This window comes from uncultured Cellulomonas sp. (genome assembly GCF_963527515.1).
GTDB lineage: Bacteria > Actinomycetota > Actinomycetes > Actinomycetales > Cellulomonadaceae > Cellulomonas.
Map to the genome: position 1 here is coordinate 24,883 of NZ_CAURTV010000011.1, position 13,291 is coordinate 38,173.

A 13,291-nucleotide genomic window follows, 5' to 3' on the forward strand; every position below is an offset into this window, starting at 1 on the left:
ATGGAGGCATGAGCACCGTCCCTCTCCTCACCCTGAACACCGGCGTGCAGATCCCCCAGCTGGGCTTCGGCGTCTTCCAGATCGACCCGGCCGAGACCAAGGACGCCGTCCTGCAGGCGTTCGAGGTGGGCTACCGGCACATCGACACCGCGCAGATGTACGGCAATGAGAAGGGCGTCGGCGACGCGGTCGCCGAGTCCGGCCTGGACCGCAAGGACGTCTTCCTCACCAGCAAGCTGAACAACGACATGCACGACCCCGAGTCGGCCGCGATCGCGTTCGACGTCACCCTGGAGACCCTGGGCACCGACTACGTGGACCTGTTCCTCATCCACTGGCCGCTGGCGACCGTGAGCGACTTCGTCGAGACCTGGAAGGCGATGGAGGACTTCTACCGGTCCGGCCGCGCCAAGTCGATCGGCGTCTCCAACTTCCAGCCGCACCACCTGAACCGCCTGCGGGCGGAGGCCACCATCACGCCCGCCGTGAACCAGATCGAGGTGCACCCGTACCTCACGCAGGAGGCGGTGCGCGCGTACGACGCCGAGCACGGGATCGCGACCGAGGCGTGGAGCCCGATCGCGCAGGGCAAGGTGCTGGACGACCCGACCATCGTGCGGATCGCGGAGGCCCTGGGCCGGACGCCCGCGCAGGTCACGCTCCGCTGGCACCTCCAACGCGGCGACATCGTCTTCCCCAAGTCGGTGACCCGCAGCCGCATCGAGGAGAACTTCGCGGTGTTCGACTTCGAGCTCTCCGACATCGACGTGGCGGACATCTCCGCGCTGAACCGCGACGAGCGCACCGGCCCGGACCCGGACACGTTCGACTACGTTCCCTCCTAGCTGTCGATCCGGCTGCCCACCGTTCGTACAGACGGTGAGCAGCCGGCGCAGGGCCGGCGGCCGCAGCCCGAGGAGGACGCCATGAGCCACTACCTGCTGAGCGTGATGGAGCCGACCGGTCCCCGCCCCGCGCCCGAGTTCCTGGAGCCGGTCATGCGGGCGGTCGGCGAGGTCGACCAGGCGATGCGGGACGCCGGGATCTGGGTGTACGCGGGGGGTCTGCACGACCCGAGCACCGCCACCGTGCTGCGCGCCAAGGACGGCGACGTCATCCCCACCGACGGCCCGTTCGTCGAGGCCCGCGAGCACCTGGGCGGCTTCACGATCATCGACGCCGACGACCTCGACGCGGCCCTCGACTGGGGCGGCAGGCTGGCCGTCGCCACGGGGCTGCCGATCGAGGTCCGGCCGTTCCGTTACTAGGGACGGGCGTGGACGAGGACGCGATCGCCCGGGTCTTCCGCGCGGAGCACGGCCGCGCGGTCGCGGTCCTGGCCCGGTCGTTCGGTGACCTCGACGTCGCCGAGGAGGCGGTGCAGGACGCATTCGTCGCCGCCCTCCAGCACTGGCCGGGCGAGGGGCTGCCCCCGAGCCCGGCCGGCTGGATCATCACCACGGCCAAGCGCAAGGCGATCGACCGGCTGCGCCGTGAGGCGTCGCGCGACGACCGGCACGCGCAGGCCGTCCTGCTGCACGAGCGCGACGACCCGGTGGAGGTGGGGCCCGTGCGCGACGACCGGCTCCGGCTCCTCTTCACGTGCTGCCACCCGGCCCTGTCCGTGGAGGCGCAGGTGGCGCTCACGCTGCGGCTGCTCGGTGGGCTGACCACCGAGGAGATCGCTCGCGCGTTCCTGGTGCCGGAGCCGACGATGGCGCAGCGGCTGGTGCGCGCCAAGGGCAAGATCCGCGACGCCCGCATCCCCTACCGGGTGCCCCGCGACGCCGACCTGCCCGACCGCCTCCGGTCCGTGCTCGCGGTGGTCTACCTCGTGTTCACCACCGGCTCGGCGGCCCTCACGCGCGACGACCTGTGCGCCGAGGCGGTCCGGCTGGGGCGCGTGCTGGTCGAGCTGATGCCCGACGAGCCCGAGGCCCTCGGCCTGCTGGCCCTGATGCTCCTCACCGACGCCCGCCGCGGCGCCCGCGTCTCTCCCTCCGGCGACCTGGTCCTGCTGCGTGACCAGGACCGCTCGTTGTGGGACGCCGCGCAGCTCGACGAGGGCCGTGAGCTCGTGCGCCGCTGCCTGCGCCGCGACCACCTCGGGCCCTACCAGCTGCAGGCCGCGATGCAGGCTGTGCACAGCGAGCCCGCCGGGACGGACTGGCGGCAGGTCGTGCTCCTCTACGACCAGCTCATGTCGGTCGCGCCCAGCCCGGTGGTCGCCCTCAACCGGGCGGTCGCGGTCGCGGAGCTGGAGGGACCGGAGGCGGGGCTGGCGCTGGTGGACGCGCTGCCCCTGGAGGGCTTCTACCTGTTCCACGCGGTGCGCGCGGACCTGCTGCGCCGCCTGGGCAGGGCCCCGGACGCGCGGGCGGCGTACGACGCCGCGCTCGCCCTGACCGCCAACGACGCCGAGCGGGAGTTCCTGACCCGCAGCCGGGACGCGCTCACCCCAGCCGGCTGACCAGCCCGGCCCGCACCGTGAACCACTCCGCGGCGACGATCGAGAAGTAGGCCGTGTCCCGCAGGCCCCCGTCGGTGGCGACGGTGTGCACGCGGCGGACCCCCTCGAACCGGCCGCCGACCCGCTCGATGGCCGCGCGCGACGCGGTGTTGCGGGCGTCGGTCTTCAGGGTCACCCGCAGGGTCCTCCACACCTCGAACGCGTGCGTGAGCAGGAGCAGCTTGGTCTCGGTGTTCACCGGTGTCCGCTGGGCCGACGCGGAGTACCAGGTGCTGCCGATCTCCGCGACGGACGGCGGGTTGTCGTCGCTCGGTGCGCCGCCCACGCCGATCCCGGGCGGCCAGGGCGCAGGGTCCTGGAACACCTCGAGGTCCAGGAACCGCGTGCTGCCGACCAGGGCCCCGTCAGACAGCCGCCGCACGGCGAACGGCACCGCCCGGCCGGAGGAGGCGTGCTCGACGGCCGCCTCGACGTAGCGGGCCGTCTCGTCCGGCCCGTCGGGTACCCAGGTGAACCCGTAGCTGCCGCGGTCCTCGGCGGCTGCCGCGGAAAGGCCGTGGACGTGCGAGCGGTCCAGCGGCTCGAGCCGGACGTGCCGGCCGGTCAGGGTGAAGGGCGCGAGCATGGCGTCATCCTGCCGGAACCCTCAGACGGTCGCGTGCTCGTCCGCCGCCCGCATCGCACGCCGACCGCCGGGGACGACGAGAGCGAGCACCACGACGAGCAGCAGCGCGACGCCGGCCCAGATGAGCAGCGACTCCACCGAGAACCGGTCCGCCAGCGGCCCGAACACCGCCATGCCGAACGGCATGGACAGCGCCATGACGATGCCGACGAACCCGAACACGCGGCCCTGCATCTCCGGTTCCACCGTCTCCTGCAGGACGGTGAACGAGGGCGTCGAGAAGGCAGGGACCGACAGGCCGAGCAGGAACATGAACGCGAAGAAGACCCAGATGTTGGTGGACAGCCCGAGCCCGACGGAGATGCCGCCGAACACGAGCGTGGAGCCCAGGATCATCCGGACCCGGTTCCAGGTCCCCGCCCAGGCCGCCACCGCCGCACCTCCGAGCACCATGCCGATGCTGAACGCCAGCTCGTTGGCGGTGAGCTTCCACACCTCCTCCCCGAACGTCCGCACGATCATCAGCGGCGTGAGGAACGACGGCGCGACGATGAGCACGAACACCACGGCGTACAGCGCGAGGATCCAGCGCACGAACGCGTGGGTGACCACGTACTTCACGCCGCCGACCAGGTCGTCGAAGTAGCCGAGCTTCTCCTCGGTGCGCACCAGTCGCGGCACGGTGACCAGCAGGAGCAGCCCGATGCCGATCACGGCGGTGACCACGTCGATGTAGAACACGGCCACGATCGACATACTGGCGTAGACGGCGGCCGCGGCGGCTGGGGCCACGAGCATCATGGCCGACTGGATGGTGCCGTTGATGCCGTTGACGCGCATGAGCGTGTCCGTGGGGACGATCTGCGGCAGCAGCGCCGCGACCGCGGGCATCTGGATCCCCGCGCCGGCCGAGCGGATGGCGATCGCGACGAAGATGAGCCACAGGTCGGTGGCGCCGGCCGCCATGAACATGGCCAGAGTGAGCGTGACGACCGCGATGGTCGCGTCCGCCCCGATGATCAGCTTCTTGCGGTCGAGCCGGTCCGCCCACACGCCGCCGAAGATCGAGATCACGGCCTGCGGCAGGAACCCGAACACCGCGTACAGGGCCATCACGCCGCCGGACTTGGTCTCCAGGGTCAGGTGCCACATCACGGCGTACTGCACGAGCATCGACCCGAACAGCGAGATCGTCTGCCCGGTGAGGAACAGCGCCGTCTCGCGACGCCAGCCGGGCTTCTCCTCCACGGCGGACGGGCTCGGGGTCTCCTCGGTCATGTCGGCCATCGTGTCAGTCGCCTCCCACACCGGGCACGGGAGATTCCGCGACCGTCACCATGACGTCGAACGGCGCGGATCCGGATCGACAGCTCGGTGGGACGCTGGACGCATGAAGCTGCGTCGTGGCCGGGTTCCCGCGGACGTCGGCGGCGGGTTCGTCGCCGGGGAGGCGGTCGCGCTGCAGACCGCCTTCGCAGGAGCGCTGACCCCTGCGGAGCGACGCTCGCCCGACCCGGTGCGCGTCGACCTGTCGCTGGAGACCGAGGGCGGCGGGCGCGTGGTGGTCGTGTGCCGCAACCACGTCGTCGGCTTCGTCCCGCCGTCCCACGAGCAGTCCCTGCTGGCACAGGTCGCCGCCGCGGGCCGCGCGCGGCTCGAGACGTCCGGCCAGATGTACCGCGAGGCGGAGGGGTGGTGGCGGCTCTGGGTCGGGCCGCCCCGCGCCGGGCACTTCCCCGCCCCCGAGCCGGGTGCCGACACGCTCGGTGAGCCGACGCGCAGGATCTTCGGGCTGGCCCTGCCGGACGACTGATCGTGGGTTATGGTAGGTAGACTAGTTCGTCTACCTCGCAGTATGACCACAGGAGTCTCCCGTGCCCGCTCTGTACACCGCCATCGCCACCGCCACGGGCGAGGGACGCGCCGGCGGGCGTGCCGTCAGCGACGACGGGACTCTCGACGTCACACTCGCCGTGCCCGCCGAGCTGGGCGGCCGCGGCGGCGGCACGAACCCGGAGCAGTTGTTCGCGGCCGGCTGGGCGTCGTGCTTCCACTCGGCCATGAAGTCGGTCGCGGCGGCGGAGAAGACCCTGATCACCGACTCCGCGGTCGTCGCGGAGATCGGTCTGGTGGCGGACGGGTCCGGCGGCTTCACCATCGAGGCGGCCCTGCACGTCGAGGTCTCCGGGCTGGACCAGGCGGCGGCCGAGCAGCTCGTCGCCCGCGCGCACCAGGTCTGCCCGTACTCCAACGCCACGCGCGGCAACATCGCCGTCCGCTTCACGGTGACGACGGCATGAGCGTCCGGCGGACGGTCCGCGCGCTCGGTTCCGTGCTCCGCGGCGACGTGGTCGCGGACCCGCCGAGCCGGCGCAGCGGCGTGCTGCGGACGATCGGGCGCGTGTGGCTCGGCGGGACCCTCGCGCTGGCGGGGACGTCGCACCTGACGGTCGCGCGCGAGGAGTTCCAGGCGCAGGTCCCGACGTGGTTCCCCGCCGACCCCGACGCCGTCGTGCTGGCCTCAGGGGTCGTGGAGATCGCCCTGGGCTGCGCGCTGCTGGTTGCGCCCGGACGGCGTCGTGCGGCCGTCGGCTGGATCGCCGCTGGCTTCTTCGTCGCGATCTTCCCCGGCAACATCTCCCAGCTGGTCACCAGGACCGACGCCTTCGGGCTCGAGTCCGACACGGCGCGGGCGGTCCGGCTGCTAGGCCAGCCCGTCCTCGTGCTCTGGGCGCTGTGGTCCACCGGCGCCTGGCGCTCGCTGCGCGCCGCGCTGGCCTCGCAGCCCGCAGCGGCGCTGCCACGATGACGGTGACCCTGGCCGACCCGCCGATCGTGGGGCGGCCGACGCGCGACGGCGGTCAGTCCGACGTCGCCCGACGGATCCTCGAGGCGGCGGCACCCCGGTTCTACCTCGAGGGGATCCGCGCGGTCAGCGCCGACGCCGTCATGGCGGACGTCGGCGTCACCAAGGTGACCTTCTACCGGCACTTCCCGACGAAGGACCACCTGGTCGAGGCCTACCTCGAGACCGTGGCCGCGGCGGAGCGGCAGGCCGTGGCCGGCTGGCGTGCCGCGCACGTGGGCGACGCCGTGGCGGTGCTGGCGGCCTATGCGGACCAGCTCGCGGCGCAGGTGTGCGGGGAGGCGTTCCGCGGGTGCCCGTTCCTCAACGCGGCCGCCGAGTACCCCGACGTGACGCACCCGGTCCGCACCGTGGCCGAGCGGCACCGTGAGTGGTTGCGGGACGTGGCCGAGGAGCTGGTCGCCGACCTGGCTGTCGCCGAGCCCCGGTCGGTCGCGGTGCAGCTCGTGATGCTCCGGGACGGCGCCATGGCCGCCGGCTCGGGGGTCGATCCGGCGGAGGTCGGCCGGGCGCTGCGCCGCGCGGGCCGGGCGGTCCTGGGCCGCTGACGACGAAGGGCCCGACCGTGATGGTCGGGCCCTCCGCGGTCACCGGTCAGCTCAGGGGACCGGCCACTCCAGCACCGTGCTCGGACCCGCGAAGGTCGGCGTCACGGGGTCGCCCGTGTCGTTGACCACGTGGTCGATGGTGCCCGCCGCGTTCAGCGAGACCGTGAGCACGTTGTGCAGCTTCACGCCCGGCGTGACCGGCACCTCGTACGCCCGGCTGAGGTGCAGGGTCGGGTTGACGTTGGTGTAGATGTACGCGCCCATGCCCCAGCCCTCGTGCACCTTGACCTTGTCGCCCACCTTGTAGGCGGCCCACCCGTTCACGCCGTCGTGCTGCCAGGACTCCTGGTTCGGCGGGTCGTACGGCAGCTCGTTCTGGAACATGATCGTCCTGCCGCGCTCGCCGTTCCAGATGACGTTGTACTTCTGGTAGTGCTCGGCGAAGAGGCCCGTCGCAGTGACGTCGTTGCCGTTGACCAGCACACCGGTCTCGGCGGTGTTGAGGTCCCAGCCGACGCCGGTGCCGTGGTCGGCCCGCCACGCCCACGTGTGGTCGATGATCGTCTGGTTGGTGTTCACCACCAGGCTCTGTGTGGCCTTGCCGACGTCCTCGCCGCCGATGCGGAAGAACACGTCCTGCACGGCCGTCGGGTTGCTCGCGCTGCTCAGGACCGGCTTCTTGCGCTTGCCGTCGAGCGCCGAGATCTTGGTGCCCAGCTGGAGCAGCGCCGGGGAGTTCGTGGTGCCGGCGTCGAACATGATCCCGGCGATGTCGATGCCGGGGACGTCGAGCGTCTGCATGGCCACCACGCCGTTGTCCGGGATGATCGTCGCCAGCCCGAGGCCGAGCACGACCTGGTTGGGCCAGATCACGTTGAGCGTGCGGTTCACGTGGTAGACGCCCGGGGTGAACAGCACGTTCTTGCCCAGCGCCAGCGCGGTGTTGATCTTCGACGCCTTGTCACCGGGCTTGGCGACGAAGAACTTGCTCAGCGGCAGGGACTTGCCCGGCGTGCTGCCCGCGGCCCACGTGGCACCCGCGGAGTTCGTCTGCGCCGACGGGACGAAGACCTGGTACTTCCCGGCGTCATCGAGGTACAGGTACGGCTTCTCCTTGGAGGCCGGGGTGGTGTCGAGCGTCGTGTACTTGGGCTCGCCGACCACCGGGCTGAAGTCCGTGGCGGGGGCACCCTGGACGCCGGCGAACACCTGGTTCCAGACGCTGTTGCTCCAGCCGGCCACCGAGCCGTTGCGCACCAGGAACTGCTGCTGGCTGCCGCTGACCACGAAGGGCAGCGTCGAGTCGGCGATGAAGCCACCCGAGGCGTACTGCGGTCCGGCCGTGCAGTAGTCCATGAGGCTGACGTTGGCACCCGTGACGTTCACGCGGCGCATCGGGGCGGCCTGCGAGACGGCCCAGAAGTTGGCGGAGCTGCGGCAGCCGTCGGCGTCGCCCGCCGCGTACTGGATGGTGAGGTTGGACAGCGAGCGCCAGAAGTTCACCAGCGCGATGCAGTTGGGGTCCGCACCCTCGGGCACGGGCAGGCACTGGTTGTAGACCTCGATGGCGCCGTTGATGACCACGTCGCCCGGGTCCTGACCCAGACCGGCCACCTCGGTGAAGTAGCCGACCTCGAACCGCAGCGGCTGCTCGGGCGTGCCGTACGTGCCGGGCTTGAACAGCAGCGCGTAGCGCCCCTGGCCGAAGTGCGCCGGGACCTGCTGCGTCGCGATGGCGTCGACGGTCGCCTGGATCTCCTCGATCGGCTGGCTGGGGTCGAAGACGATGGTGTTCGGGCCCAGGTCGACGGGCGGCGCCGCCTGGGCGGGAGCCGCGATCAGGGGGACCATGGCGACGGCGAGCGCGGTGGCGAGCACCGTCGCCGTCCGCCTGCGCCCGGGACGCGAGGGGCTCTGCCTACGAAGGAGCATGAGGGACCTTTCTCCGCACAGGGGACGTCGCAATGACGGGTCCCCCGCACGCGGGGAAGGCACCGCCGTTGGCGCCGGTGACCGGACATTCGTCGCCGGTCAGGACGAAACGTACCGGGTTAGTGGCACGTGTCAACTCTTACTGGTCAGTAAGTGTTTTCCGTCGTGGGGGAGTCACCCGCGCGGCGTACTCGTCCCCGCGAGGCGGGTGATCCAGGCCGGCGTCGACCGCCCCCGGCCGCGGTCTGTGATCACCCGGAGCCGCGCCGCCGCCACCTCGGAGCGCGCGACCGTGACGGCCGGACGTGCCGACGACGGCCGCACGGGAGCCTCGTCCTGCGGGACGAAGTCGGCGTCCTCGACCGGCCCGCGCTCGCGCACCTCCTCCAGCACGTCGAGCGACAGACCGGAGAGGAACGCGTCGTCGTCCGGGGTGGCCAGCGGCGACGACGCCAGCAGCGCGAGCGCGTCGAACCCGACCGTCCGCCTGCCCTCGTCCGGGGAGAACGACAGGTCCACCGCCCACTGCACGCGCGCCCACCACTGCGACCGGGCGTCCGCTGCGGTGCGCTGCCGCACGGTCAGGATCCCGACGATCAGCGCACCGATCGCACCGAGGGCCGCCGCGAGCGGGCCGAGCGTCGCGACGACCTCGTACCAAGCCTCGTCCGTCGTGGCGGCCGCCAGGCCCGTGGTCACCAGGGTCATCACACCTCTTCCGTCGACGCCGGTCGCGAGCGTATCGAGAGCGACCGCTCGACGTGCGCCGGGAGCGGGTCGATAGTGGCCGGATGACCGGCTCCGGAACGAAGGACGACCCCTGGCGGCTCACCACCGCGCCCGGGTCGTCGGCGTACACGATGTACCGCGACGAGTCCGCCGAGCCGCCCGCACTCGTCTGCCAGGTCGGCTCGACGACGTTGCGCTACCACCTGAGCGCCGTCGAGGACCTGCACGCGTGGCTGCTCGCGCAGGGCGACGCGGTCCCGCTGGGCGCCGCGGACGAGAGCAAGCCGGCCGCACCCGGGACCGTCGAGGCGTGGGGCCGCGACGAGACCAACCCCGTGGGCGGCTGGTACGGGCTGCGCAAGGGCTACCGCGGCCGGTTCGGCATGTACCTGCCGCCGCTGCTCGAGGAGCTCGGCCTGGCGGAGCTGACCCACGACGCCCGCAACAACACGGTCCGCGCGCGCTGAGGGGCCGCTGAGAGGCACAGGCACTCATCCTCGGCTCGCCCTAGCGTGGCCCGCATGACGATCGCCACCGCGTGGGGCGTGACCGCGGCCGAGCAGGACCGCACCTACCCGTGCGACGCCCTGGTGCCAGAACCCGCGCGGCGGCTGTTCCGCGGGGTGGACGTCGCGGCGCCCCCGGACGTGGTGTTCCGGTGGGTGTGCCAGTTCCGCGTCGCGCCCTACAGCTACGACTGGATCGACAACGCCGGCCGCCGCAGCCCGCGCGTCCCGGTGCCCTGGACGTGGGACCTGGAGGTCGGTCAGACGTTCTCCCGGATCTTCGCGCTCGTCTCGTTCGTCCCCGGCGAGCACCTGACCGTGCGGATGAACCCCGACGGCACGCGGTGGTTCGGAGACGTCGCGGTCACCTACGCGGTCGTTCCGGCCGGTCCGGCGCGCAGCCGGCTGGTGGCGGTGCTCCGGACCCCCGAGCCGACCAGCCGGACCGGAGCGGCGGGGGCGTGGCTGCTGGCGTGGGGTGACCTGGTGATGATGCGCAAGCAGCTGCTGACGTTCGCGGCGCTGGCGGAGGCGGATCCTCAGCCGAGCGTGTAGTCGAACCGCATCCGGTGCGTGCCGCGCGCCACGCTAGCCACCGACACCCTCGTACAGCCCGACCAGCTCCGCACCCAGCACCGCGAGCTCGGCCTGGACGGAGACCGGCTCCAGCACCTCGACGGCCGATCCGAACCCGGCCAGGTGCTCGGCCACCGACCGCGCGGTGTGCGACCCGACCTGCAGCCGCACCCGCCCGTCGCCCTCGGTCCCGAGCTCGGTGGCGTGCCGGCCGAACAGGTCCCGCACCACCCGCACCAGGAACGGCGTCGTCAGCACGGTGGCGGTGACGCGCGACCGGCGCTCCTCCACCTCGTCGACCACCGACTCCCAGATCCCCGCCACGTCGAGGTCGTCGGGCCGCGCCGCCGGAGCATCCTGCACGACCAGGCCCGCGATCCGGTCCAGCCGGAACGTGCGGCGGCCCGCGGAGGTGCCGGCCACGAGGTACCAGTGCTCGCCCTTGTCGACGAGCGCCCAGGGGTCGACCGTCCGCGCGGACGGACCGGTCCTGCCGGAGTAGTCCAGCGTCACCTGCCGCCGGCGCACGACCGCTCCCTGCAGCTCCTCGACCCACGGCTGTCGCGCCCGCGCCGACGACCCCCAGCTGGCCGGGTCCACCAGCACCGCGCGGCCGGCCGCCTCAGCGTCGGCCCGGAAGGTGGCGGGCAGCGCGCGGACCAGCTTGCGCAGGGCGGAGGTGGCGTCGGCGGACCGGTCGGTCGAGGAGCCGAGCAGCAGGAACAGCGCCTGCGCCTCGGACGCGGTCAGGCCCGTGAGGTCGGTGCGGGCGCCGCCGACGAGTGACCAGCCACCTCCGCGCCCCGGCTGCGGGTACACCGGGATGCCGGCCGTGGACAGCGCCTCCAGGTCCCGCCGGGCGGTGGCCACCGACACCTCGAGCTCGTGCGCGACCTCCGCGGCGGTCACCCGCCCACGGGCCTGCATGAGCAGGAGGGTGGCCACCAGCCGGTCCGCGCGCATGCCTCCAGGATGACGGGAAAAGTGCTCAGAAGGTGAGCACTTAGCAGAGGAAGGTGGAGACATGACCACAACGAAGAGCACCTTCCGCGGCCTCGCCAACGTTTCCTTCTTCGCCGACGACCTCGCCGCCGCCCGCACCTGGTACACCGAGCTGTTCGGCGTCGAGCCGTACTTCGTCCGTGAGGGCTACATCGAGTTCCGGATCGGCGACCACCTCGACGAGCTCGGCATCATCGACCGCCGGTACGTCCCGGACGGCGGCGGCCCGAGCGGCGCGGTCGTGTCCTGGCACGTCGACGACCTGCTCGGGACGTTCCAGCGCCTGCTCACCCTCGGCGCCACCGAGCACGAGGGCATCCGCGAGCGCGGGGAGGGCTTCACCACCGCCTCCGTCGTCGACCCGTTCGGCAACCTGATCGGCATCATGACCAACCCGCACTGGCTGGAGATCGCCGGCTGACCGTCCACCCGTGAGCAGCCAGACGATCCCGAGGATCTTCTCGGGCAGGCGGATGCTCATGACGTCCACGCCAAGAACCTCAGCGGTCAGCTTCCGCCCGCTTCTTCGCCTGCATGTAGTGCCCCCGCACGCCGGGGTCCAGCCGCTCCAGCGCGTACCGCAGGGTGGTCCGCGGCATCGTCGACGCGTGCGCGTCCAGGTACGCCAGCAGCCGCACCTCGTCCTGCTTGCCGGCCTCGCGCAGCATCCACCCGATCGCCTTGTGCATGAGGTCGTGCCGGTCCGGCTCCAGCAGCGCCGCCAGCGCGAACGTGTGGTCCAGCGACCCCGCACGGATGAGGGGGAACGTCCCGACGACCGCGATCCGCCGCTCCCACAGGAGGTCCGAGGCGGCCAGCCGGTAGAGCACGTCGCTGGACAGCCCCGCCAGCACCGCGCGTCCCAGCACGTCCGGCGCGCTCGCGTCGACCAGGTCCCAGCCGTTCACGCGGTCGGTCCGCCGCAGGTAGAGGTCCAGCATCTGGCGACGACGCTCCGCCGACGTCCGCGCGGCCGCGCACTGCATCGCCATGATCTTGAGCGCCAGCAGCCGGACCTCGTGGCGCTCGTCCTCCAGCAGGCGTTCCAGCTGGTCGACGGGCAGGCCGAGGTGCTGCTTGGCCACCGCCGTCACCTGGGGAACGGTCAGCCCGAGGAACCGGTCGCCCTCGCCGTACTGCCCGGGACCGGTCTGGAAGAACGACGCCATCCCCACCGCCCGCTCGGGGTCGGCCAGGGACACCAGCGTCTCGACGGCATCGGCGGCTGCGCTCACCCGCCGATCGTCCCAGCGGGCGCCGACACCAGGGTCCCGACGACGACGGTGGCCTCGGTGTCCTCGTCGACCACCACGCGCGCCACCAGCCCGGCCGCCGCGAACGCGTCCACCGCGTCCGGCGACTGCTCCTCGCTGGTCTCCACCAGCAGGTGACCCCCCGGCGCCAGCCACCGGGGCGCCACGGCGGCCACCCGCCGCAGCACGTCCAGCCCGTCCGGCCCGCCGTCCAGCGTGACCAGCGGCTCGTGCCAGCGCGCCTCGGGCGGCATCAGCGCGATCGCCTCGGTCGGCACGTACGGCACGTTGGCGACGAGCAGCTGCACCCTGCCCCGCAGCGACGCGGGCAGCGGCTGGTCCAGGTCGCCCTCGAACACCTGCCCGCCGACCGCACCCACGTTCCGCCGTGCGCAGCGGACCGCCGCGGGCTCCACGTCGGCGGCGACCAGCTCCACGGAGCCCAGCACGTGCGCGAGCGCCACGCCCAGTGCCCCGGAGCCGCAGCAGAGGTCGAGCACCACGACCGGGTCGGTGGAGGGCGGGGCCAGCCGCGCCGCCTCCCGCACCACCAGCTCCGTGCGCCGGCGCGGCACGAACACGCCGGGGTCGATCTCGATGCGCAGCCCGCAGAACAGCGCCCACCCGAGGACGACCTCCAGCGGCTCCCCGGCGACCCGACGCCCGACCAGCCCGGCCAGGTCGTCGGACCCCGTCCCGAGCAGCAGTGCGGCCTCGTCCTCCGCGAACACGCAGCCGGCGGCGCGCAGCGTGGTGGTGATCTCGTCGTAGGTCAAGGGCACGG

At 72.5% G+C, this 13,291-nt stretch carries 17 protein-coding genes; 10 read left to right on the forward strand and 7 right to left on the reverse strand.

The features are described from left to right. Positions 1-8: 8 nt before the first annotated feature. The 3 genes from RYN42_RS05180 to RYN42_RS05190 all read left to right on the forward strand — a co-directional run bounded on the left by RYN42_RS05180 (position 9) and on the right by RYN42_RS05190 (position 2,470). Complete coding sequence (locus RYN42_RS05180) at positions 9-845, forward strand: aldo/keto reductase (protein WP_315094310.1); 837 nt, start codon at positions 9-11, stop codon at positions 843-845. A gap of 81 nt (positions 846-926) precedes the next feature. After that, complete coding sequence (locus RYN42_RS05185; protein ID WP_315094311.1) at positions 927-1,268, forward strand: YciI family protein; 342 nt, start codon at positions 927-929, stop codon at positions 1,266-1,268. 8 nt (positions 1,269-1,276) lie between these two features. Beyond that, entirely contained in the window at positions 1,277-2,470 is a 1,194-nt protein-coding gene (locus RYN42_RS05190) for a sigma-70 family RNA polymerase sigma factor (protein ID WP_315094313.1), read from the forward strand. Here RYN42_RS05190 and RYN42_RS05195 read toward each other — a convergent pair. Both RYN42_RS05195 and RYN42_RS05200 read right to left on the reverse strand, forming a co-directional pair. Next, positions 2,454-3,095 (reverse strand): GNAT family protein, encoded by a 642-nt coding sequence (locus tag RYN42_RS05195; protein ID WP_315094315.1) that lies wholly within the window; start codon positions 3,093-3,095, stop codon positions 2,454-2,456. The genes RYN42_RS05190 and RYN42_RS05195 overlap by 17 nt on opposite strands. Before the next feature lie 21 nt (positions 3,096-3,116). Then, positions 3,117-4,373, reverse strand: coding sequence for an MFS transporter (locus RYN42_RS05200; protein ID WP_315094317.1), 1,257 nt, complete (start codon positions 4,371-4,373; stop codon positions 3,117-3,119). Between the two features lie 112 nt (positions 4,374-4,485). On the opposite strand from RYN42_RS05200, the gene RYN42_RS05205 reads away from it, so the two are divergent. The 4 genes from RYN42_RS05205 to RYN42_RS05220 all read left to right on the forward strand — a co-directional run bounded on the left by RYN42_RS05205 (position 4,486) and on the right by RYN42_RS05220 (position 6,509). Then, the gene (locus tag RYN42_RS05205; RefSeq protein WP_315094319.1) at positions 4,486-4,908 is read left to right on the forward strand and encodes a hypothetical protein; all 423 of its coding nucleotides are present in this window, start codon (positions 4,486-4,488) and stop codon (positions 4,906-4,908) included. Positions 4,909-4,969: 61 nt separating this feature from the next. Beyond that, positions 4,970-5,395: an organic hydroperoxide resistance protein gene (locus RYN42_RS05210; protein WP_315094321.1), complete on the forward strand. Its 426-nt coding sequence runs from the start codon at positions 4,970-4,972 to the stop codon at positions 5,393-5,395. Further along, positions 5,392-5,904 (forward strand): DoxX family membrane protein, encoded by a 513-nt coding sequence (locus RYN42_RS05215; protein ID WP_315094323.1) that lies wholly within the window; start codon positions 5,392-5,394, stop codon positions 5,902-5,904. Before RYN42_RS05210 ends, RYN42_RS05215 begins: the two co-directional genes overlap by 4 nt. Continuing rightward, complete coding sequence (locus RYN42_RS05220; RefSeq protein WP_315094325.1) at positions 5,901-6,509, forward strand: TetR/AcrR family transcriptional regulator; 609 nt, start codon at positions 5,901-5,903, stop codon at positions 6,507-6,509. Before RYN42_RS05215 ends, RYN42_RS05220 begins: the two co-directional genes overlap by 4 nt. Positions 6,510-6,560: 51 nt before the next feature. Here the strand turns inward: RYN42_RS05220 and RYN42_RS05225 are convergent, their stop codons facing one another. Beyond that, the gene (locus tag RYN42_RS05225; RefSeq protein ID WP_315094326.1) at positions 6,561-8,441 is read right to left on the reverse strand and encodes an adenylyl cyclase; all 1,881 of its coding nucleotides are present in this window, start codon (positions 8,439-8,441) and stop codon (positions 6,561-6,563) included. A gap of 174 nt (positions 8,442-8,615) precedes the next feature. After that, positions 8,616-9,149, reverse strand: coding sequence for a hypothetical protein (locus RYN42_RS05230; RefSeq protein ID WP_315094328.1), 534 nt, complete (start codon positions 9,147-9,149; stop codon positions 8,616-8,618). An 83-nt stretch (positions 9,150-9,232) separates the two neighbouring features. Between RYN42_RS05230 and RYN42_RS05235 the strand changes: the two genes are divergently transcribed. After that, on the forward strand, positions 9,233-9,637 hold the full coding sequence (locus tag RYN42_RS05235) for a DUF6855 family protein (protein WP_315094330.1): 405 nt from the start codon (positions 9,233-9,235) through the stop codon (positions 9,635-9,637). A 54-nt stretch (positions 9,638-9,691) separates the two neighbouring features. Next, positions 9,692-10,231 (forward strand): SRPBCC family protein, encoded by a 540-nt coding sequence (locus RYN42_RS05240; protein ID WP_315094331.1) that lies wholly within the window; start codon positions 9,692-9,694, stop codon positions 10,229-10,231. 33 nt (positions 10,232-10,264) lie between these two features. On the opposite strand, the gene RYN42_RS05245 is transcribed toward RYN42_RS05240, so the two are convergent. Continuing rightward, a complete protein-coding gene (locus tag RYN42_RS05245) occupies positions 10,265-11,215 on the reverse strand; it encodes a YafY family protein (RefSeq protein ID WP_315094333.1) in 951 nt (316 codons plus the stop codon). Between the two features lie 61 nt (positions 11,216-11,276). Between RYN42_RS05245 and RYN42_RS05250 the strand changes: the two genes are divergently transcribed. Continuing rightward, the gene (locus RYN42_RS05250; RefSeq protein WP_315094335.1) at positions 11,277-11,675 is read left to right on the forward strand and encodes a VOC family protein; all 399 of its coding nucleotides are present in this window, start codon (positions 11,277-11,279) and stop codon (positions 11,673-11,675) included. Positions 11,676-11,754: 79 nt separating this feature from the next. On the opposite strand, the gene RYN42_RS05255 is transcribed toward RYN42_RS05250, so the two are convergent. Together RYN42_RS05255 and RYN42_RS05260 are read right to left on the reverse strand one after the other, a co-directional pair. Continuing rightward, a complete protein-coding gene (locus RYN42_RS05255; protein ID WP_315094337.1) occupies positions 11,755-12,489 on the reverse strand; it encodes a DNA alkylation repair protein in 735 nt (244 codons plus the stop codon). Further along, positions 12,486-13,289 carry a putative protein N(5)-glutamine methyltransferase gene (locus RYN42_RS05260; protein WP_315094339.1) on the reverse strand — a complete coding sequence of 268 codons (804 nt, stop codon included), beginning with the start codon at positions 13,287-13,289 and terminating at the stop codon, positions 12,486-12,488. Before RYN42_RS05260 ends, RYN42_RS05255 begins: the two co-directional genes overlap by 4 nt. Positions 13,290-13,291: the final 2 nt, after the last annotated feature.

Bases quoted from the DNA above. Each gene is read 5' to 3' on its own strand.
- RYN42_RS05185 (WP_315094311.1), top strand. From the start codon at position 927: ATGAGCCACTACCTGCTGAGCGTGATGGAGCCGACCGGTCCCCGCCCC.
- RYN42_RS05230 (WP_315094328.1), bottom strand. From the start codon at position 9,149: ATGACCCTGGTGACCACGGGCCTGGCGGCCGCCACGACGGACGAGGCT.
- RYN42_RS05180 (WP_315094310.1), top strand. From the start codon at position 9: ATGAGCACCGTCCCTCTCCTCACCCTGAACACCGGCGTGCAGATCCCC.
- RYN42_RS05240 (WP_315094331.1), top strand. From the start codon at position 9,692: ATGACGATCGCCACCGCGTGGGGCGTGACCGCGGCCGAGCAGGACCGC.
- RYN42_RS05235 (WP_315094330.1), top strand. From the start codon at position 9,233: ATGACCGGCTCCGGAACGAAGGACGACCCCTGGCGGCTCACCACCGCG.
- RYN42_RS05195 (WP_315094315.1), bottom strand. From the start codon at position 3,095: ATGCTCGCGCCCTTCACCCTGACCGGCCGGCACGTCCGGCTCGAGCCG.
- RYN42_RS05250 (WP_315094335.1), top strand. From the start codon at position 11,277: ATGACCACAACGAAGAGCACCTTCCGCGGCCTCGCCAACGTTTCCTTC.
- RYN42_RS05245 (WP_315094333.1), bottom strand. From the start codon at position 11,215: ATGCGCGCGGACCGGCTGGTGGCCACCCTCCTGCTCATGCAGGCCCGT.
- RYN42_RS05200 (WP_315094317.1), bottom strand. From the start codon at position 4,373: ATGACCGAGGAGACCCCGAGCCCGTCCGCCGTGGAGGAGAAGCCCGGC.
- RYN42_RS05205 (WP_315094319.1), top strand. From the start codon at position 4,486: ATGAAGCTGCGTCGTGGCCGGGTTCCCGCGGACGTCGGCGGCGGGTTC.
- RYN42_RS05225 (WP_315094326.1), bottom strand. From the start codon at position 8,441: ATGCTCCTTCGTAGGCAGAGCCCCTCGCGTCCCGGGCGCAGGCGGACG.
- RYN42_RS05220 (WP_315094325.1), top strand. From the start codon at position 5,901: ATGACGGTGACCCTGGCCGACCCGCCGATCGTGGGGCGGCCGACGCGC.
- RYN42_RS05215 (WP_315094323.1), top strand. From the start codon at position 5,392: ATGAGCGTCCGGCGGACGGTCCGCGCGCTCGGTTCCGTGCTCCGCGGC.